At 42.0% G+C, this 17,815-nt stretch carries 17 protein-coding genes; 5 read left to right on the top strand and 12 right to left on the bottom strand.

All coding sequences use genetic code 11. The annotated features are described in order from the left end of the window. Positions 1-35 precede the first annotated feature (35 nt). From I595_RS15920 to I595_RS15905, 4 genes are all read right to left on the bottom strand, one after another. Positions 36-2,240, bottom strand: a complete 2,205-nt coding sequence (locus tag I595_RS15920; RefSeq protein ID WP_054560446.1) for a RelA/SpoT family protein — start codon at positions 2,238-2,240, stop codon at positions 36-38. 45 nt (positions 2,241-2,285) lie between these two features. Next, entirely contained in the window at positions 2,286-3,518 is a 1,233-nt protein-coding gene (locus I595_RS15915) for a M48 family metallopeptidase (protein WP_054560445.1), read from the bottom strand. 4 nt (positions 3,519-3,522) lie between these two features. Then, a complete protein-coding gene (locus tag I595_RS15910; RefSeq protein ID WP_054560444.1) occupies positions 3,523-4,317 on the bottom strand; it encodes a TrmH family RNA methyltransferase in 795 nt (264 codons plus the stop codon). Positions 4,318-4,418: 101 nt separating this feature from the next. Further along, complete coding sequence (locus I595_RS15905) at positions 4,419-6,551, bottom strand: outer membrane protein assembly factor BamB family protein (RefSeq protein ID WP_054560443.1); 2,133 nt, start codon at positions 6,549-6,551, stop codon at positions 4,419-4,421. Positions 6,552-6,753: 202 nt separating this feature from the next. Between I595_RS15905 and I595_RS15900 the strand changes: the two genes are divergently transcribed. Then, on the top strand, positions 6,754-7,227 hold the full coding sequence (locus I595_RS15900; RefSeq protein ID WP_176564523.1) for a hypothetical protein: 474 nt from the start codon (positions 6,754-6,756) through the stop codon (positions 7,225-7,227). A 211-nt stretch (positions 7,228-7,438) separates the two neighbouring features. Here I595_RS15900 and I595_RS15895 read toward each other — a convergent pair whose 3' ends face one another. The 6 genes from I595_RS15895 to I595_RS15870 are packed head-to-tail and all read right to left on the bottom strand — an operon-like array spanning position 7,439 to position 13,528. Further along, positions 7,439-8,773, bottom strand: coding sequence for a DUF58 domain-containing protein (locus I595_RS15895; protein ID WP_054560442.1), 1,335 nt, complete (start codon positions 8,771-8,773; stop codon positions 7,439-7,441). Next, positions 8,774-9,757, bottom strand: coding sequence for an AAA family ATPase (locus I595_RS15890; protein ID WP_054560441.1), 984 nt, complete (start codon positions 9,755-9,757; stop codon positions 8,774-8,776). It abuts the gene before it with no gap. Further along, entirely contained in the window at positions 9,747-10,961 is a 1,215-nt protein-coding gene (locus I595_RS15885) for a DUF4350 domain-containing protein (protein ID WP_054560440.1), read from the bottom strand. Before I595_RS15885 ends, I595_RS15890 begins: the two co-directional genes overlap by 11 nt. After that, positions 10,954-11,688: a DUF4129 domain-containing protein gene (locus I595_RS15880; protein WP_054560439.1), complete on the bottom strand. Its 735-nt coding sequence runs from the start codon at positions 11,686-11,688 to the stop codon at positions 10,954-10,956. The genes I595_RS15885 and I595_RS15880 overlap by 8 nt, the downstream gene beginning before the upstream one ends. Next, positions 11,689-12,573, bottom strand: a complete 885-nt coding sequence (locus tag I595_RS15875) for a hypothetical protein (RefSeq protein ID WP_054560438.1) — start codon at positions 12,571-12,573, stop codon at positions 11,689-11,691. Next, positions 12,551-13,528 carry a stage II sporulation protein M gene (locus I595_RS15870; RefSeq protein WP_054560437.1) on the bottom strand — a complete coding sequence of 326 codons (978 nt, stop codon included), beginning with the start codon at positions 13,526-13,528 and terminating at the stop codon, positions 12,551-12,553. Before I595_RS15870 ends, I595_RS15875 begins: the two co-directional genes overlap by 23 nt. Positions 13,529-13,562: 34 nt before the next feature. Between I595_RS15870 and I595_RS15865 the strand changes: the two genes are divergently transcribed. Both I595_RS15865 and I595_RS15860 read left to right on the top strand, forming a co-directional pair. After that, positions 13,563-14,279 (top strand): RDD family protein, encoded by a 717-nt coding sequence (locus I595_RS15865; RefSeq protein ID WP_054560436.1) that lies wholly within the window; start codon positions 13,563-13,565, stop codon positions 14,277-14,279. A gap of 3 nt (positions 14,280-14,282) precedes the next feature. Further along, positions 14,283-14,894 carry a trimeric intracellular cation channel family protein gene (locus tag I595_RS15860; protein ID WP_054560435.1) on the top strand — a complete coding sequence of 204 codons (612 nt, stop codon included), beginning with the start codon at positions 14,283-14,285 and terminating at the stop codon, positions 14,892-14,894. Positions 14,895-14,939: 45 nt separating this feature from the next. Here I595_RS15860 and I595_RS15855 read toward each other — a convergent pair whose 3' ends face one another. Further along, on the bottom strand, positions 14,940-15,668 hold the full coding sequence (locus tag I595_RS15855) for a peptidylprolyl isomerase (RefSeq protein WP_054560434.1): 729 nt from the start codon (positions 15,666-15,668) through the stop codon (positions 14,940-14,942). On the opposite strand from I595_RS15855, the gene I595_RS15850 reads away from it, so the two are divergent. Both I595_RS15850 and I595_RS15845 read left to right on the top strand, forming a co-directional pair. Further along, positions 15,667-16,308, top strand: a complete 642-nt coding sequence (locus I595_RS15850) for an NUDIX hydrolase (RefSeq protein WP_054560433.1) — start codon at positions 15,667-15,669, stop codon at positions 16,306-16,308. The genes I595_RS15855 and I595_RS15850 overlap by 2 nt on opposite strands. 48 nt (positions 16,309-16,356) lie before the next feature. Next, positions 16,357-17,178, top strand: coding sequence for a lysophospholipid acyltransferase family protein (locus I595_RS15845; RefSeq protein WP_054560432.1), 822 nt, complete (start codon positions 16,357-16,359; stop codon positions 17,176-17,178). On the opposite strand, the gene I595_RS15840 is transcribed toward I595_RS15845, so the two are convergent. Continuing rightward, positions 17,175-17,813 (bottom strand): hypothetical protein, encoded by a 639-nt coding sequence (locus I595_RS15840; RefSeq protein WP_083467648.1) that lies wholly within the window; start codon positions 17,811-17,813, stop codon positions 17,175-17,177. The two genes, I595_RS15845 and I595_RS15840, sit on opposite strands and share 4 nt — an antisense overlap. Positions 17,814-17,815 lie beyond the last annotated feature (2 nt).

The following is a 17,815-nucleotide window of genomic DNA, read 5'->3' as shown; positions in this document are numbered from 1 at the left end:
AGTACTCTCCCTATCGGACAAAGGTACACTAAAAATTAAATTCTGGCGACCTTCTCTATCCCCCCAATTTGCCTTAAATGTTCCATCAATTTTTTAAGGATATTATTATTTTTCACCACAACGGTGATTTTTCCCTTAAAAGTTCCGCCATCCGTGCTAAAGTTAAGGTTGCGCATGTTCACATGCATATGGTCAGAAATGACTCCGGTAATCTCGTTGATCAAACCCAGATTATCAATACCCGTTAGCTGTATCTCTGTGGAAAACTCTTCTTGGCTGGAGTCTATCCACCTGGCAGACATGATGCGGTAGGCGTAGTTGGACTGCAGGGAAAGGGCATTGGGACAATTTTTGTTGTGTACCTTGATACCTTCGTTGACGCTCACAAAACCAAATACGGGGTCCCCGGGAATAGGGTTGCAGCATTGGGACAGTTTATAATTTAGTTTTTCTTCCTCACTGCCAAAGACTAGCATGTCAAAATTGGTGGTGATTTCATCTTTATTGATATCCTCCAGGGTTGGCGTGCGGCGTATTTTATTTTTAAAGAAATTTAAAAACGCATTGTTATAGTTGGCAGCAAAGTCTTTTATCTTCTGGTTGTCAATAATCCCGTTGCCTACCCTAAAAAACAGATCTAAACTGGTCTTTAGTTTAAAGTAAGTGACCATTTTATTGACCACATCTTCGTTTAGGTTTATTTTCTGCGATTTTAACTTGCGCCTTAAAATCTCTTTGCCCTCATCTGCAACTTCCCTTTTTTCTTCACGTAAGGACGATTTTATTTTTGCGCGTGCCCTTGCCGTATTGGCATAGTCTAACCAATTCTGGTTGGGTTTGGCACTTTCCGAGGTCATGATTTCTACCTGGTCTCCACTGTGCAAGGTGGTGTTCAGCGGCACCAGTTTGCCATTGACTTTGGCGCCCCTGGTTTTCATCCCGATCTCTGTGTGTATGTGAAAGGCAAAATCCAGCGGAGTGGCCCCTTTGGGCAGGGATTTGAGTTCACCCTGGGGGGTAAACACAAAAATTTCTTTGGCGTAAAGGTTCAGTTTAAACTCTTCCACAAAATCCACCGCATTCACCGTTGCGTTCTCCAAAGCTTCCTGTAAACGGTTGAGCCAAATTTCAATTCCTTGTTCCTTTTGATCTCCGTGCTTGTACTTAAAATGTGCAGCATAGCCTTTTTCTGCAATTTCGTGCATCCGTTCACTACGAATCTGTACTTCTACCCATTTGCCCTCTGGCCCCATGACGGTAATGTGCAGCGCCTCGTATCCGGTAGATTTAGGCGAGGTGATCCAATCCCTGAGCCTAACTGGGTTGGGTGTAAAATGGTCTGTTACGATGGAATAGATTTTCCAGGCGAGAAATTTTTCATTCTTCCTATCTGCCTTATAAATGATCCGGATGGCAAACTTGTCATAGATTTCATCAAAGGCAACGTTTTGTTTCACCATCTTCCTTCTGATGGAGAAAATGGATTTCATACGGCCTTTGATGGAATAGTTTAAACCCTCCTCATCCAAAGATTCACGAATCACCTTGGTGAAGGCGTCTATGTATTCTTTTTGTTCTTCTTCCGTGTCCGCAATTTTACTTCTGATATCATTGTAAACTTCCGGTTCCGTATATTTTAAACTCAGGTCTTCTAGCTGCGTCTTAATGTTGTACAGGCCAATGCGATGCGCCAAGGGTGCATAGATGTACAAGGTTTCCGAGGCAATTTTGACTTGTTTGTGCTCTGGCATGGCATCCATAGTGAGCATGTTATGGTACCTATCTGCAATTTTGATGATGATCACCCGTACATCATCATTTAAGGTCAATAACATTTTACGGAAGTTTTCCGCTTGCTGACTAATGTTTTTGTCCTTTTTGAGGTGCGCGATCTTGGTGAGGCCGTCAACGATTCTTGCCACGGTTTCACCGAACATCCGTTCAATATCAGAAAGGGTATAGGGGGTATCTTCTACCACATCGTGCAGTAGGGCAGAGGCTATGGATACGGCATCCAGCCCTATCTCCGAGGCCACAATTTTTGCTACTGCAATAGGATGGAAGATGTAGGCCTCGCCAGATTTTCTTCGTTGTTCCTTATGGGCATCCACGGCAACATCAAATGCGGTGCGTATGAGCTTCTTGTCCTCATCGGTAAGGGTCTGATAGCTAATACGCAGCAATTCCTTGTATTGCTTGGCAATTTGTTTGTTCTCTTCTTCAATGGCCGTTTCCGTCATAGCAATATTAAAAATAAACTAATCTTTACAGCTGGGCAACAAAAATCAGACCATAAGATTTCTTATTCGGTCAACCAAAGGAGGATGGGAGTAGTGGAAAAAAACATAGGCTGGATGGGGGCTAAGGTTGCTTAGGCTATGTTGGGACAGTTTTTTTAAGGAACTGATCAAAGGTGCCGCGGCAAAGGTTTGCTTGGCATAGTCATCTGCTTGAAACTCAAATTGTCTTGAAACATAGTTCATCACCAACCCCGTGAGGGTAGATATGGGGCAATACAATAAAGCAAAGCCTACCAAGGATGCATGGAGGCTTGGTTTGGAAACCCCGATGGCATGCGAAAGCTCTGGATGGTTTACAAAAACGGAGAACAGGAACAGGGTGCCCCCGGTCAATACCATGGAGGTTACCATGTTAAAAATGATATGCCTCCGCTTGTAATGGCCAACTTCATGGGCCAATACGGCCACAATTTCCTGTTCTTCCAAATCGTGGATTAGGGTGTCGTAAAGTGTCACTTGTTTTTGCTTACCAAAACCGGAGAAATAAGCATTGGCCTTGGTAGACCTCTTGGAACCATCTATCACGAAAATGTGTTTAAGTTCAAAACCTACCCGTTCTGCATAGGTTTCAATGGCTTTTTTTAGTTTGCCTTCCTCTAACGGACTAAGTGTGTTGAACAAGGGCACGATGAGTTTGGTGTAGCAGAAATTGATACAAATCATGAGTACAGAAAAAAGGGCCCAGGCATACCACCAAAAGTTGGGCCCCAACTGTTGTACCAACCAAATGACAAGCGCTAAAATACCACCGCCTAAAACGGCAGTAAGCAGCCAACCTTTCAACAGGTCAAGAACAAAGGTTTTTAGAGTGGTTTTATTAAAGCCAAATTTCTCTTCGATCACAAAAGTACGGTAGTAGCTAAAGGGCAATGAGAGAACGCTGCTTCCCAGCATCAAAATACCAAAGAAAGCCAATGCCAAGCCAATGGGGTTCTCCAAAAAGGTTCTTAGCCATCCGTCTAGCCAATCAAATCCCCCAAAACAAAGAAAAAGTAGGGTCAACAGAAAGGAACAGCTTTCATTGTAGATGCCAAAAGTGTGATTTGCTTTTTTGTAGGCCAAGGATTTTTGATGGTTGTCGGCATCATATACATCCCTTACTTCCGGCGGAACATGAGTGTTAAACCGTTTAAAATTCAGATAATCCAATAAGGTGTCTAGCAGAAATTGGGCGGTAAGGATACCAATGACCGTCCAGAACAATGGCGTACTTTCCATAGCGTTATAAATACCTTTGGCGTTTGGCCTCAAATATAAGTATTGCAGCGGATACGGATACGTTCATGGAATCTATTTCACCTTCCATAGGAATGATAAGGTTATGGTGGGCATTGTTTAACCAAATGGAGGAAAGCCCCGTAGATTCCGTACCAACAACAAGAGCCGTAGCTTTTGTGTAATCCAATTTAAGATAGTTTTTTGATGCGGTAAGTGCCGCACAGTATATCGCTATTTTTTTTGCTTTTAAAAAACCAATGATGTCCGCCGTGCTTCCCATGCCTATTTGAGTGGTGAAAACACAGCCCACACTTGATCTTATGATGTTGGGATTGTACAGGTCCGTTTTTGGATTGGCAATGAGCACGGCGTCCAGGTTAGCAGCATCTGCGGTTCGCAGTAATGCCCCAATATTCCCTGGTTTTTCCGGTGCTTCCGCGACAAGGATTAAAGGGGTTTTGGTTGCAAATCTAATTTCATTAAGATGGTGTTCCTTAGTTTTGGCTATTGCAAGGATACCCTCCGTGCTATCACGATGGGCAACTTTCTGGTAAACGGCCTTGGTGACCAGGGTAATGGATTTGGCATCTATATGCAAACTGGGGTCACCTGTGAACAATTCTTCACAAAGTAATAGAGAAACAATGTCATAAGACCCTTTTTGGGCCAATGTCAATTCACGTAGGCCTTCTATGACGAATAATCCCGTTTTTTTGCGTTCCCTGGATTTTTCTTTAAGCAAGAGAATTTGCTTTACCAAGGGATTTTTGCTGCTACTAATGGTTTTGGATAACTGCACGGCGTAAAATTAGGCAAAGTTAAAGGACTTATGAAGCTTGTTTTAGGGTACGATAATTGTGCCTATGGTAACCTAGTGCAAAAATAATATCGGCCATAACATTATTCCAAGGCAAACGCCACGATTTGGTTTCCCGGTTTTGTTCCCAGCTTTTCACCTCCGCAGGCCAGTGCGATATATTGTTTTCCATTAACTTGGTACATGGCAGGAGTAGCAAAAGACGCAGCCGGAAGTTGATAGTCCCAAAGCAGCTCACCGGTATGTTTGTTAAAAATCCTGAAATACCCATCCTTGGTGCCAGCAATAAAAAGTAAACCGTTCTGGGTCACTACCGGACCGCCATAATTTTCACAGCCGGTTGGTGGATGTCCTTTGGCCCTGAGGCTTGGGGTATCCCCTAAGGTAACGGACCAACGGTAATCCCCCGTATTTAGGTCAATGGCATGTAAGGTTCCCCATGGCGGGGAAATCGCGGGAAGAGCTTTGGAATCCAGAAATTTGTGATAACCTGTGTGTTTGTATTTAGGTCTTTGCGTGCTATCAGAATTAGCTTCTGCACCAATGGAATGTACCGTTGCTTCCTCCCTGTATAAAAATTGAAGTAGTGCATCTGTCTCTTTAGCCGTCAACTCAGGAAAGCCGGGCATCATTCCCTTTCCGTTGGTGATTATGGACATGGTTTCCGCTTTGGTCAAATATCCTGGAAGCGCATTTATGGCCGGAAATCCACTTTGGGGCATCCCTTTTAGGTTACTTTGATGGCAGGAGGTACAGTTCACCTGATAAAGCTTTTCTCCAAGGCTTTTAGCTTCCGGTAAGTCCGTATTTTGCATCATCTGCAATATCCAGGGCATTTCGTTGGAATTGACATACAATATACCATCATCTGGGTCAGCCGCCGCACCGCCCCATTCCGCCCCACCGTCATAACCTGGAAGTAAGAGCACTGGGTCAAGTCCTGGGGGAGCGTATTCATTTTTGTTACTTGTTTCTATGATGGCGGCAATGTCCTCTGGGTTTTCAGCGTACGGACTAATTGCTGCCACCGTGATATCCTTTGCCAACCTGGCAAATGGTTTTGGCTTGGTGGGTATAGGTTGGGTTGGCCAGGCACGTTGGCCTTCCAGCGTGGAATTTGGTACTGGTGTTTCCTTGATTTCAAACAAGGATTCTCCAGTATTTCGGTCAAAAACAAAAACATAGCCTTGTTTGGTTACCTGGGCCACCGCTGCTATTTGCGCTCCATTGCGGGTAACGTTCAATAAATTTGGTGGGGCAGGGGGATCACGATCCCAGAGATCGTGATGGGTGAATTGAAAATGCCATTTAAGGGTGCCTTTGTTGGCATCCAAGGCCAAAAGGCAATTTGCGTATAAATTAGACCCAGGCCTTTGGCTGCCGTCAAAATCTGGCGCGGCTGAACCTGTTGGAACAAACAGTGTTTCCGTAGTCTCATCCAAGGCCATGCCGGCCCAGCTGTTAGCAGCCCCGATTAAACCCTTTTGGCGTACTTGTGTATCCCCCCAAGTTTGACTTCCTTTTTGTTCTTCTTCGGGAATGGTTTTAAACGTCCAAACAGGTTTGCCCGTTAAGACGCTGAACGCCATGATGTCGCCGGGTGCCGCCCCTAGATTTTCGGAAACCCGTGTTGGCATGATAATAAGGTCTTTGTAGATGGTCCCCGGTGTGTTGGAAACCAAAAATTTTTCTCGGGCATTTGGTGGCAGGCCGGCACGCATGTCTATTTTTCCATCCATACCAAAAGTAAGAATGGGCTTACCGGTCTGGGCATCCAAGGCAAATAGTTCCGAGCCCATTGTGTAGAAAATCCTGCGGTCTCTGCCCTTTTCCCAATATGCCACACCGCGACTGGTGGAATGCCAAGCATTGAGGGTGTCACCAAAGGTCCAAAGTTCCTTTCCCGTGGCGGCGTGTAACGCGACTACCCTTAGAGCCGAGGTAACCCCGTATAGGATTGTATCCACTACAATCGGGTTCATCTGCATCTGGCCAATATCCGGTGCCGAGTAGCTCCATACCATCCGCAGCCTGTGCAGATTTTCCGGGGTAATTTCAGAAAGCGTACTATAGTGGTTTCTCCCTGGCCCACCTAGGTAGACCTCCCAAGATCGGTGATGCTTGTTATTTGGGGATGAGGTATCTGCACAGCCCATAATACATACTAAGGAGCAAAGGAGCATAAGAAGGTTCACTGGGAATAGGCGGGATTGCATGGACAAATTTTTTCTAAGATAATGGATTTTGTAGTTTTTCTAGATAGTTATTATTAGTGAAAAGTATTTAAAAACATTTTTTATGGGATAAGCAGTCCGGCCTGTAACGGCAAACAATTATAGGAACTTAGGATAGGAGCACGGTAATTATTGTACAAACCGGTTTGGGTCTGAACTTAGGTTGTTTATTTTTGTGAATCCTATGAAAAAAATATTCTGCACTGTAGCACTACTTGGTACCTTATCCACGGTTTCTGGGCAAATTGAAAGAGATAAAGCACTCCATTTTATCGGCGGTAATCTCTACGGACTGGCTGGAGCTGGTATTGCCAAACAAATATCCAAGGGCAACCGTTGGTGGACCTTTGCAGGAGCTATAGGCGGTAGTACCCTAATCGGACTTGGAAAAGAAGCCGTAGATGCCAGCCAGCGGGAAAATGGCTGGGATAACGATGATCTGTTGGCCACTATATTGGGTGGGGCCAGTGTGGGGGTGACCATAGACATTTTTACCGATCACAAGAGAAATAAAAAAAGACAACTCAGCAAAGAGACCGCCCAATCTTTAGAACTAAATAAGACCGTAACGGAACTAGACTACTATTTTAAGGAGTTACAACGATTGCCCACCTTATCAGAATTAGCTTTTCCACAGGGGTATACGTTGGTGAAATAGCCGAGAAAAGTACTTTTTAAGTTTGTTCTGTGGTATCCAATTATTGAAATCGGTTGAGCTTTTTTAAATTGGCTAAAAAATGGCAGCATTACCCCCATTTTTTGTCCTTTTCTTGCTCGTAGCCGTGCTATGCAACCCACAATAGTCTTCTTCTGCGCTTGATTCCTTAAAGTTTTGCTTCAATCGAGAAAGGTTTAAACCACTATATGGTTTACAACAGCCCCCTAGCTTTAATTTCCAAATATTTATTGATGGTGTTGACGGTTAAGGATTCAGGTTTGGTCAATATGGTCTGTATCCCATACTGTTGCAATATTTTTTGCATGGTCCTTTTTTCCATGGAAAATTTTTCCGCTATGGTTTTGTGATAGATGGCCTGTACATCCTCAGCATCTCCGTGCACCAATGCTTCCAACTCTGTATTTTCAAAAAAGATGACTACAAGGACATGTTTTTTTGCCAAGGCGATGAGATAGGGCAGCTGCCGTTGTAAGGCAGAAATATGTTCAAAATTGGTATACAGCAACAAAAGGCTCCGATGGTTGATTTTGCGCTTAACATGCGCATACAACAAGCCAAAATCAGAGTCCGTAAATGCCGTGTTGATGCTGTAGAGTTTTTCCAAAATGGTGTTCAGATGGGTGATTTTTTGGATTGCAGGAAGATAGGTCCCAATTTTTTTGGAAAAAGTCACCATTCCCGTTTTATCGTTTCGTTTTAGCGCAACATTAGAAAAAGCTAAGGTAGAATTAATGGCATAATCTAACAGTTTAAGCCCGTCAAAGGGCATTTTCATAACACGGCCGGTGTCAATGATGGAATAAATAGGCTGTGATTTTTCATCTTGGAACTGGTTCACCATGAGGGCATTCCGTTTTGCTGTGGCCTTCCAGTTAATGGTCCTAATATCATCACCCTCAACATACTCTTTAATTTGTTCAAATTCCTGGGTATGGCCAATTCGTCTAATTTTCTTAAGGCCTATTTGGGTTAGTTGATTGCTGATGGCCAAAAAATCATACTGTTGCATCTGTATAATGGAAGGGTATACAGGTACCATCTCATCCTTAAAAAACCGAAACCGTTTTTTTACGAGTTGTAAAGGTGATGAGGCAAAAACATTAAGAAAACCAAAGACATATTCGCCCCGTTCCACTGGTCTTAGGGAGTAGGTGTGCACTGCAGTTTGGTTTTTGGACAATTTTTTCGTGAAGAGAAAATCCCGCTTTTGAAATTGAACGGGAAGCTCATCTATAATGGCAACGCTGGTTTTAAAGGGATAACCAGAACTTACCTCAATAGAAATTTGATTGTAATCGCTATTGGAAAGCTTTTGGGGTAATTTTCGTTTTGCTTTGATTTTATTGACATTGGCGTACAGTAAATAACAATCTAGGAGAAACATCGCCATTAAAATATAAAACGCCAGCCATGCAATGGGGTACAACCAGGTCAACCAATAGGATAGCACAAAACAAGCGGCTATTACCGCCAGAAACCTAAAAAAGGTATTATGTACATAAAATGACCTGAAAAACTGTTGCATTTACCTTGGTATTTCTACGGACTCAGCGATCATTTTTATCACGCTTTCCGTGGTTATACCTTCCATTTCGCGTTCTGGGGTTAGAATGACCCTATGGTTAAGAATGGGAACCAACGCTTTTTTTACGTCTTCTGGAGTCACAAAATCACGTCCTTTAATAGCAGCAAATGCCTTTGCACATTGCATGGCGGCAATAGAGGCCCGTGGCGATGCCCCAAGATAGAGATGCGGATGGTTTCTGGTCTTTGAAATGATTTCAGCGATATATTTAAAGATTTTCTCCTCTACAATAACATCATGGATAATGTTTTTAAATTCCTTTAATTTTTTAGGCAATAAAACCGGTTTAATGCTATCAGATGGATTCCCCGATTTACGCTCGTGATGGGTCTGAATAATCTTTACTTCCTCTTCTACGGATGGATAATCCACCTTGATCTTAAACAAAAAACGGTCTAGTTGGGCCTCTGGAAGAGCATATGTTCCTTCTTGTTCAATGGGGTTCTGTGTGGCCAACACCATAAAGGGTTCCGCCATTTTATAAGTGGTGCCGTCTACGGTCGCTTGGCGTTCTTCCATAGTTTCAAAAAGGGCGGCCTGTGTTTTTGCCGGCGCCCTGTTAATTTCATCTATTAAAATGACATTGGAAAAAATAGGGCCTTTTTTAAACTCGAACTCAGAAGTTTTTACGTTGAATATGGAGGTGCCCAAAATATCACTGGGCATTAAATCTGGGGTAAACTGTATGCGGCTAAAATCTGTTTTTAAGGTTTTGGCAAATAGTTTGGCCGTAATGGTTTTTGCGATTCCCGGCACCCCTTCTATCAAAACATGACCGTTTACAAACAGCGATGCAATCAATAAATCTATAAAATTCTGCTGGCCAACGATAACTTTGGACAGTTCTTTTCCAATAGCATCAACCGTGTTTTTAAGCTCTTCCAGGGGTATTCGGTTATCAAAGTTTAAATCATTATTTTCCATCTACTTTTGCTTTAAATTCTTCTATTTTTTTGTTCAATACCTGTAATTGACTATCGCTTAGCTGCTGCTGGGAACCAATTTGTTGTAAAAATTGAAACAGCCCTTTAATTTCTTCAGTCGTGTGGTTACTTCTAGAGGCTAGGCTATGAAAAAATGCCTGGTCCAACTCCTCAGTATTTAGGTAAAAACGGGTTCTTATGTAATCTAGAAACTGGGCAACCTTGTGTTTGGCAATTTCTTTTTGCTGCCCGGTTTCATAATACATGTCTGCAATGGTCTTGGTAAACGCCAAGGTCTGGTTTTTAAGCGGGGTAACCACGGGGATGGCACGTTGCTTTCGTTTTCCTTCAAAGATAATGTAGACCACCGCGCCGATCAATACCATATAATAGGCCCATTTAAACTCTTTTGTGTTGAGAAAAATATACATTGGGGAGGTAAAGAAGGACTTACCGGATTTATGATGATTGTCCACGTACAAGGTGTTGTCCGTCTTTAAGTAGCTGAACAATCCTGAGGTATAATCCCTATTGTCTCCCTTTAGTATAAAATAATTGGTGAATGCCTCTGGAAATTGGGATAACAAGATTTCGCCACTACCGAATTTTTGGCGAACAACGGTTACCTTTCTGTCAGCGGCCGTAAGGTCATCAGACTTGGCGTGGACCTCCCCGACTATGGATGTGTTTAAAGTGTCCAACTCATTAAAATAAAGCGTGTAATAATCCTTATCATACACCGCAGGGGAAGATTTTATGACCGGATTCACCAACTGATGGTAGTAGAGCGGATCTAAGGCATCACCGCTATAGAGGCTTATTTGGTCTAGGTTAAGGGTATCCAATAACTGGGGTTCAAAACCACCTGAAGCGACAAACAAGGTATTTCCTTTAGAAACCCAACTTAATAGAGCCTTCATTTCCGCATCCCCAAAATTAATCTTATCATTGACAAGCAGGTAGGTGCCTTTTGCATCGGTATTGTTTGTTAAAAACTCAAATGGGGGTTGCTGTACCTGCTTTACCTTGTCACCAAAATAAGAGGTGAGCAGTTCATTGGCCACATAGGTGCCCAAGGGTATTTTGTGTTGCGCCACGTAGGAAGGAAACCAATTTACCTCTTTGGGTTTGCTGTATTGCACGGCCAATATCAACCCTACGGTGATGATTGCGATAATGATATAAACCCCTCCTTTTTTAACCATGGCCTATTTGGTTTTGCAGGGTTGTGAATACGTTTACGGCTTTTTCATAAGCTATGTTTTCAATGGTAAATTCACCATACCAAATGTAATCATAGAGCAAGGTAACCTTAGAAAATCCAGTTTTTAATTGCTCATTGGCCAGTTCGTTAAGGTAGTCATCATTGGTCTTTTGTGGTTTCCAGTCAATATGCTCTCCCTCACTAAGTTGTCTTAGAATCAACAGGTAATAGTACCGTATGGCCAAGCGGTAGTTTTTATCTGCCACCGCTTGCTGTATCAAACCATGAATATCTTCGGTTTTTATAATGCGCTCCTCTTCGGAAAGGGATACTAGGTTTTCATTTTTCTTGGCATCTAGCAATGCTCTGCTGTTAACGTTTATAAAGAATCTAATGATTAGATAGAGTAAAAGTCCGAGCAAAAGGTAGGGTAGTAGCTTTAAAAAAACGGCCAGATAGCCTGGGGCCCTATCCACCCCAAAAATCCATTCAAAAAACCGTCTTACCAGGTTATAAAACCAATTTTTAATGTCTTCCCACCAGCTGTTGTCTACTTTTTCTATTTCATAATCAAAGCGTTCATCATCCAAAAAGGCTTGTATGTCCTCTTTTTCTATGTCTACTTTTTCCAAAGGGGAATCATCATATTTTACCGCAAGGGAATCCTTTTGTCCTAAAGAAGTTAGGCAAAATAGCAAGGCAACACAAAGTAGGGGCTTTTTTGGCATTTACTCTTCCGTGGTTTTCCCCAAGTTGTCTATACGTTCAAAAGTACCTGTAAAGTTTTTCTTTTCGTTCAGGTTAAAATAAATTAATGCTGAGGCCACCAAAAGAACGATGTTCATTAAAAACTGTACGATGCGCGTAATCAGGTTTAGAAGCAGGTATACCGGATCCGTAAAGGCGTTTATGCTTTCCGCATCAAATTCGCCGGAGAAAATGCCCATACTGATCCAACTGTAAATCACGGTAGGCAAACTAAAGGCCAATGAGGCAACATAAACCACAATGTACAATACTATAAATACGGCAAAAGTGTTCCACCAATTGTCTTTTACCAATCTAAAGCTTTCTGAATAGGAGTCTGTAGCACTTAAATTTTGGAACACCATAATGGCGAATGAAATACCTAAAGGTACAGCAAGGTAAATCCCGGGTACAAGGCACATCATAAACCCTACAAGCAAGGAGATACCAACCAAGAACCCTAGCCCTATAAAAGACCAAAAATTGGCGTAGACCTGTTTTTTGACCTTTTGGAACTCTACCGTCCCAGTATGATCTATGTATTCTTTGATGTAAAAAAGTACACCACCATAGGACACGGCATAAACCATAATGGAACTAATAAAAAGAACGGCTCCGGAAATGATAAGGATGATGGGTGAGAACAAGGAGTTTTCTGAGGTAACCAAGGCAATGTTGAACAAGTCCCCAAAAGAGAACAGGTAAAACCCGGTCGCTACCAATAAAATCAGCAAATAGGGCCCCACAATCTTTAGAAGTGTCGTAAAAAAAGGTTTAAATTCCAAGCGAAGAAAACCAAAGGTGTCCGAGAGTATCTCTCCCAATTCCCGTTGTTTTTTAAATTCAATGAAGTTGGTGGGTTGCATATTGTTTCTTTTTGTTTAATTGATAGGGATAGATGATGTAATAAAATAGGACAAGGGCAAGGGAGTTTGTGATGATGATAATGGCGAGCCAATCTGGCATTTCCGTGTGTCTAGTGACAAAACCTTCCAAAAAGCCGGCTAAAATAAAGAAGGGAACAGTACTCACCATAATTTTAAGTCCGTTCTTGACACCCCTTTTAAAAGATTCTAAGCGGGTATAGGTTCCAGGAAACAGTATCCCATTGGCCAAAACCAAACCAGCACAACCGGCGATGATAATAACGGCAATTTCAATGGTACCATGTATCCAGATGGTTCTGGCAGATTCCCAAAGAAGCCCTTTTTCATAAAAAAAGTATTGAAAGCTCCCCAACATGATGCCGTTTCTGAGCATGATATACAAGGTGCCTATACCCAAAAAAATACCAAAGGCAAATGCAAACACAGCCACCTTAATATTGTTGATGGTAATCCCTAAAAACATATTAAATTCCCCTTGTTGCTTGTATACGGCCATGGGATTGTTGTTCTCAATATTATCAAGGGTCATGTTAACATAGCCATCCCCTAGGATGGAACGGACAAAATCCCCTTCATTCGCAGAGGAGAACGCTCCTACCAAGGCAAAAAAAACAAATACCAGGAAGGCAATCAACAGTTCACGCCTATGCTGGTAGAACATTGTAGGAAATTCCGTTTTCCAAAAGCTTACAATACGGTTCTTGGATTCCCGTTTTGTTTTATAGATTTTTTGATGGGCCTGTGAGGCCAATGCGTTTAAATAACGCGCGGTATTGCTGCCCTGATAAAACGTGTTGGCATAGCTAAGATGGTCCGTAATTTCAATATAAAGGTCGGAAAGGGCATCTGGGTCAAAGTTCCTGCCACTTTTTAAGGCTTTTTCAAAAGTGCTCCATTTGTCCTTATTTTGCTTTACAAAAGCGGCCTCTCGCATTAACTTTGTGTGTTTAGGGTAAAGAAACTAAAATATGAATGATTTTCAAATAGAAACGGCTCAAAATATAAGTATTAGCCAAAATACCGCGCATTTGGGAGATCGCTTGTTGGCTTACCTTATAGACAGTTTTGTCATTTTTGCCTATACCATTTTGGTAATCTTGTTGCTAGTTTCCCTAGAGTTGGATTTTGCAGATGCTTGGGCCATTTATTTGATTGCCAGTTTGCCTGCCTTCTTGTATTATGTAGGTGTTGAAACGTTGACAGATGGCAAAACCATAGGCAAAAGCCTGATGAAGCTCCGTGTAGTCAAAATTGACGGTAGCAAACCCAGTTTTGCCAATTATTTTGTACGTTGGATGTTACGGATTATTGATGTTGTGCTTACCACTGGTGGCGGTGCGGTCCTCACGATTTTGATTCGCGGTAATGGGCAACGCATAGGGGACATTGCAGCGGGGACTACGGTAATCAGTGAAAAACAAAAAATTACCTTGGCAGATACCTTGTTGCGTGATATTGCCGATGACTACCAGCCTACCTTTTCGCAAGTGACGGTTTTTAGCGACCGCGAAATCCAGACCATAAAACAACTGTATGATGATGCCAGAAAATATGGGCACCATAAGGTCATCTTATCCTTGGATACCAAAATAAAACAACTGACCGATATTTCTACTACCATGAGTCCGGTGGATTTTGTAGATACCGTTATTAAGGATTATAACTACTATACCCAAAAATTGTAATCCATGTTTTATCTTGCCATTGATATCTTGGGTACCATTGCCTTTGCCATTTCCGGGGTTTTGGTGGCCATGGAAAAGCGACTGGATTTATTTGGGGTGTTTATTGTTGCCTTTGTTACTGCCATTGGGGGCGGTACGCTTAGGGATTTTTTAATAGGAAATACACCTGTGGTCTGGATGCAGGATGCTACTTATTTAATGGTAGTAATTCTTACCGTTATTTTTGCCATCCTCTTTTCCAATCAATTAAAGTACTTAAGGAAATCATTGTTTCTTTTTGACACAATTGGTATTGGACTTTACACCTTAGTTGGCGTGGAGAAAGGGGTAGAGGCCGGTCTTTTACCAGTAATGTGCGTTACCCTTGGGACTATCACTGCCTGTTTTGGAGGTGTTATCCGCGATATTTTATGTAATGAGATACCTGTGATCTTTAGAAAGGAAATTTATGCCACGGCTTGTATTTTAGGTGGTTTCAGTTATTTTTTATTTCATTTATTGCCCATGCCGCCCCAGTATGGTTATGCTTTGGCTATTGTAGTGGTTATTTTGTTGCGCTTGTTGGCGGTACGGTTTAAAATTGGTCTACCCAATATTTATAACAATGCTAAGTAAAAGATTGGCTGGTTAGCTGATAGTTTATCTGTGAGTTATCACATTTTAAGGTAATAAAGCCTCTGCCTTTAAAATGTAAATATTGCTCATGGGCCAGTCTCCTTGGTCCACTTCTACCTGGTTTATTTTATCCACTACATCCATTCCCTCAATTACCCGCCCAAAAGGCGTATAACTGCCATCCAGATGGTAAGAACCTGGATCGGTGACAACGATAAAAAATTCGTAGGGAGAGGCAAGTTTGTGTGGATTGTCCCGTTCACTGCTTGGCATGGAAATGGTACCCCTATGGTGCTTATGCCCTTTGCGCGTATCTGGCGGCAGAAGATACCTGCCAATTTCTGCCCGTTTTTTTCCTGTTTCCCTTGTATCGGAGTTTCCACCTTGAATGATAAAATTGGGCACCACCCTATGGAACATGGTATTGGTAAAATATCCTTTTTTGGCCAGGTAGATGAAGTTTGCTTTATGGTAAGGAACGTTGTCATATAACTTAATGGTAAAGCTGCCCATGCTTGTGGTTAGTTTTACGCGGTCTTCTTTCACCTTTTTGGCATAATCAAAAAAGAAGTCAATGGCGTTTTCCTCAGTAAGAACAAAAGGCTCTTCTTTTGTCTCCAGTGTGTCTGTTTCCAGAGTTAACGTACTATCTGCAATTGTGCTTTCCTTATCGTCTGTGGCAGTGACAACAGCCTTTTTTTTTGGTGCATCACCACAGGAGGTCATTAAAATTAGTAGTATACTTGCTGTTAAAGCCGTTGTTCTGCCAATCATGAATTTTAAAACCTTTTCCAATCAGATTGTAAAAGTAGAAAATCTGGAATTGCCCGGAGCTAAATCCCATTTTAAAATGGAACCGGAGTTACGCAAAATAATGCGTAAAGAAAATCCGTTACTGGGTAATAGCCCCAAAAAGGCTGCCGTAATGGCCTTGTTCTATCCTTCTACAACAGGGGCTACCCAATTATTACTGATTTTAAGAAAAACCTATAAGGGCGTACACTCCAATCAAATTGGTTTTCCCGGAGGCAAAGTGGAAAAGTCCGATAAGGATCTAAAGGAAACTGCCTTAAGGGAAACAGAGGAGGAGGTAGGGGCATGGGCAGAAGCCATTACAGTCGTAAGGCCGTTAACACAGGTGTATATACCCCCAAGCAATTTTATGGTATACCCTTTTTTAGGGTTGTACCCCAATCCCAAGCCCTTTAAAATTCAAGAAGAGGAGGTAGAATCATTGGTGGAGGTAGATCTAAGGGATTTTATGAATCCAAACAACGTTATTGAACAACGTTTGAGCACCTCATACGCCCAGAATATACTGGTACCGGCCTTTAAACTAAACGGTTATACCGTTTGGGGCGCCACGGCAATGATGTTGAACGAAATCAAAGACCTGCTACAAAAGCTGTTCTAAGCTTTTTTAAACAGCTTCATTTCGTAAATTAGCCACTTAAACCAAGGTATGGGTATTTTTAAGAAGAATCCTTTTGGGCATAATCTGTATTTAAAAAAGTGGCTGATTCGTATTCTTGGGATCATGACGCATTCCAGGTACAAGCAGTTCAATAAATTGCAGATAGAGGGTTCAGAAGTTATCCGCGGTCTTCCTGAAAAAAACGTCCTTTTTGTGAGTAACCACCAAACCTATTTTGCAGATGTGGTGGCCATGTTCCATGTGTTTAACGCTAGTCTAAAGGGCCGTGACGATTCTATTAAAAATGTGGGGTACCTCTGGAACCCCAAGCTCAATTTCTATTATGTCGCCGCCAAGGAAACCATGAAAAAAAGTATGCTTACCAAAATTCTGGCTTACGCCGGATCTATTAGTATAGAAAGAACCTGGCGGGCCGATGGGGAAGATGTGAACAGGCAGGTAAAATTTAGTGATATTTCCAACATTGGGATAGCTTTAAATGATGGTTGGGTAATTACCTTTCCGCAGGGTACCACCAAACCTTGGAAACCGATACGAAAGGGAACGGCGCATATCATCAAAAAATATAAGCCCGTTGTGGTTCCGGTGGTCATAGATGGTTTTAGAAGGTCTTTTGATAAAAAGGGCCTCTATATAAAAAAGAAGGGGATTCTACAATCCATGCAAATTAAGGAGCCATTAGAGATAGATTACGAGAATGAATCCATAGAACAGATTACGGAAAAAATTGAGTATGCCATTGAACAGCACCCCTCTTTTCTTCATGTAATACCAGAATCAGAACTGGCGGCCTATGAAGCAGACCATCAAAAGCGACGGTACAGCCACAAGGAGAAAAAGAAGGATTAAACTTCCAATTTTTTCAGTTCTTTATAGTTGGTGTTCAGGCTTTTTAACAAGATGCCGTAAAGTAAGCGATAAAAGAGCCATAGCAAGCCCCCCAAGATAGCTATCACAAAGATAAAGGTGATAGCCAATAAAAACCATGCCATAATTGCAGAATCTGCCGTGGCTATTTTCTGTGTGAATTCTTGTGGCGGATCGAGTATCAACACCTCTAAAAGCACGATTAACATAATTATGGCAAAAAGCCCAATGTTGAACCAAACATACCGCATAACGGTCTTTCTGGTGTCTAAGATGTTCTTCATCAATTTTCTTGCAGAATCCGTTGCGGAGATGCGCTTGTAGTTTTGATAGAATCGATAACTAAAATAAGCGATAACCACAAACGGAATGATTTCCAAGCTACCGTTTAGGATATTTACCCAAATGGAATTTTCCAATGGTTGAAATTCATCGCTACTGGCAAAAACGGTTATCATTAACCAAAATCCAAATTCCATAATACTGATCAAGAATATCCATTTTACGATGGATGATGATTTTTTACGGATCATTTTATAGATTTCGTCATAGCTCAGTTTGGGCAAGCTGGCCTCTTGCTGCTGCCAATCCCTTTTCAATAGTTCCAATTCGTCCATCA

The organism is Croceitalea dokdonensis DOKDO 023 (genome assembly GCF_001306415.1).
Classification (GTDB): domain Bacteria; phylum Bacteroidota; class Bacteroidia; order Flavobacteriales; family Flavobacteriaceae; genus Croceitalea; species Croceitalea dokdonensis.
Note: the sequence above shows the minus strand (reverse complement) of the source record. Positions and strands in the feature narration are given on the sequence as shown.

What these genes read in the sequence shown, in the direction of transcription:
- I595_RS15855 (WP_054560434.1), bottom strand. Translation starts at nt 15,668, where the DNA reads ATGATTGGCAGAACAACGGCTTTAACAGCAAGTATACTACTAATTTTA.
- I595_RS15900 (WP_176564523.1), top strand. Translation starts at nt 6,754, where the DNA reads ATGAAAAAAATATTCTGCACTGTAGCACTACTTGGTACCTTATCCACG.
- I595_RS15920 (WP_054560446.1), bottom strand. Translation starts at nt 2,240, where the DNA reads ATGACGGAAACGGCCATTGAAGAAGAGAACAAACAAATTGCCAAGCAA.
- I595_RS15845 (WP_054560432.1), top strand. Translation starts at nt 16,357, where the DNA reads ATGGGTATTTTTAAGAAGAATCCTTTTGGGCATAATCTGTATTTAAAA.
- I595_RS15885 (WP_054560440.1), bottom strand. Translation starts at nt 10,961, where the DNA reads ATGGTTAAAAAAGGAGGGGTTTATATCATTATCGCAATCATCACCGTA.
- I595_RS15865 (WP_054560436.1), top strand. Translation starts at nt 13,563, where the DNA reads ATGAATGATTTTCAAATAGAAACGGCTCAAAATATAAGTATTAGCCAA.
- I595_RS15915 (WP_054560445.1), bottom strand. Translation starts at nt 3,518, where the DNA reads ATGGAAAGTACGCCATTGTTCTGGACGGTCATTGGTATCCTTACCGCC.
- I595_RS15905 (WP_054560443.1), bottom strand. Translation starts at nt 6,551, where the DNA reads ATGCAATCCCGCCTATTCCCAGTGAACCTTCTTATGCTCCTTTGCTCC.
- I595_RS15870 (WP_054560437.1), bottom strand. Translation starts at nt 13,528, where the DNA reads ATGCGAGAGGCCGCTTTTGTAAAGCAAAATAAGGACAAATGGAGCACT.
- I595_RS15895 (WP_054560442.1), bottom strand. Translation starts at nt 8,773, where the DNA reads ATGCAACAGTTTTTCAGGTCATTTTATGTACATAATACCTTTTTTAGG.
- I595_RS15890 (WP_054560441.1), bottom strand. Translation starts at nt 9,757, where the DNA reads ATGGAAAATAATGATTTAAACTTTGATAACCGAATACCCCTGGAAGAG.
- I595_RS15860 (WP_054560435.1), top strand. Translation starts at nt 14,283, where the DNA reads ATGTTTTATCTTGCCATTGATATCTTGGGTACCATTGCCTTTGCCATT.
- I595_RS15875 (WP_054560438.1), bottom strand. Translation starts at nt 12,573, where the DNA reads ATGCAACCCACCAACTTCATTGAATTTAAAAAACAACGGGAATTGGGA.
- I595_RS15880 (WP_054560439.1), bottom strand. Translation starts at nt 11,688, where the DNA reads ATGCCAAAAAAGCCCCTACTTTGTGTTGCCTTGCTATTTTGCCTAACT.
- I595_RS15840 (WP_083467648.1), bottom strand. Translation starts at nt 17,813, where the DNA reads ATGGACGAATTGGAACTATTGAAAAGGGATTGGCAGCAGCAAGAGGCC.
- I595_RS15850 (WP_054560433.1), top strand. Translation starts at nt 15,667, where the DNA reads ATGAATTTTAAAACCTTTTCCAATCAGATTGTAAAAGTAGAAAATCTG.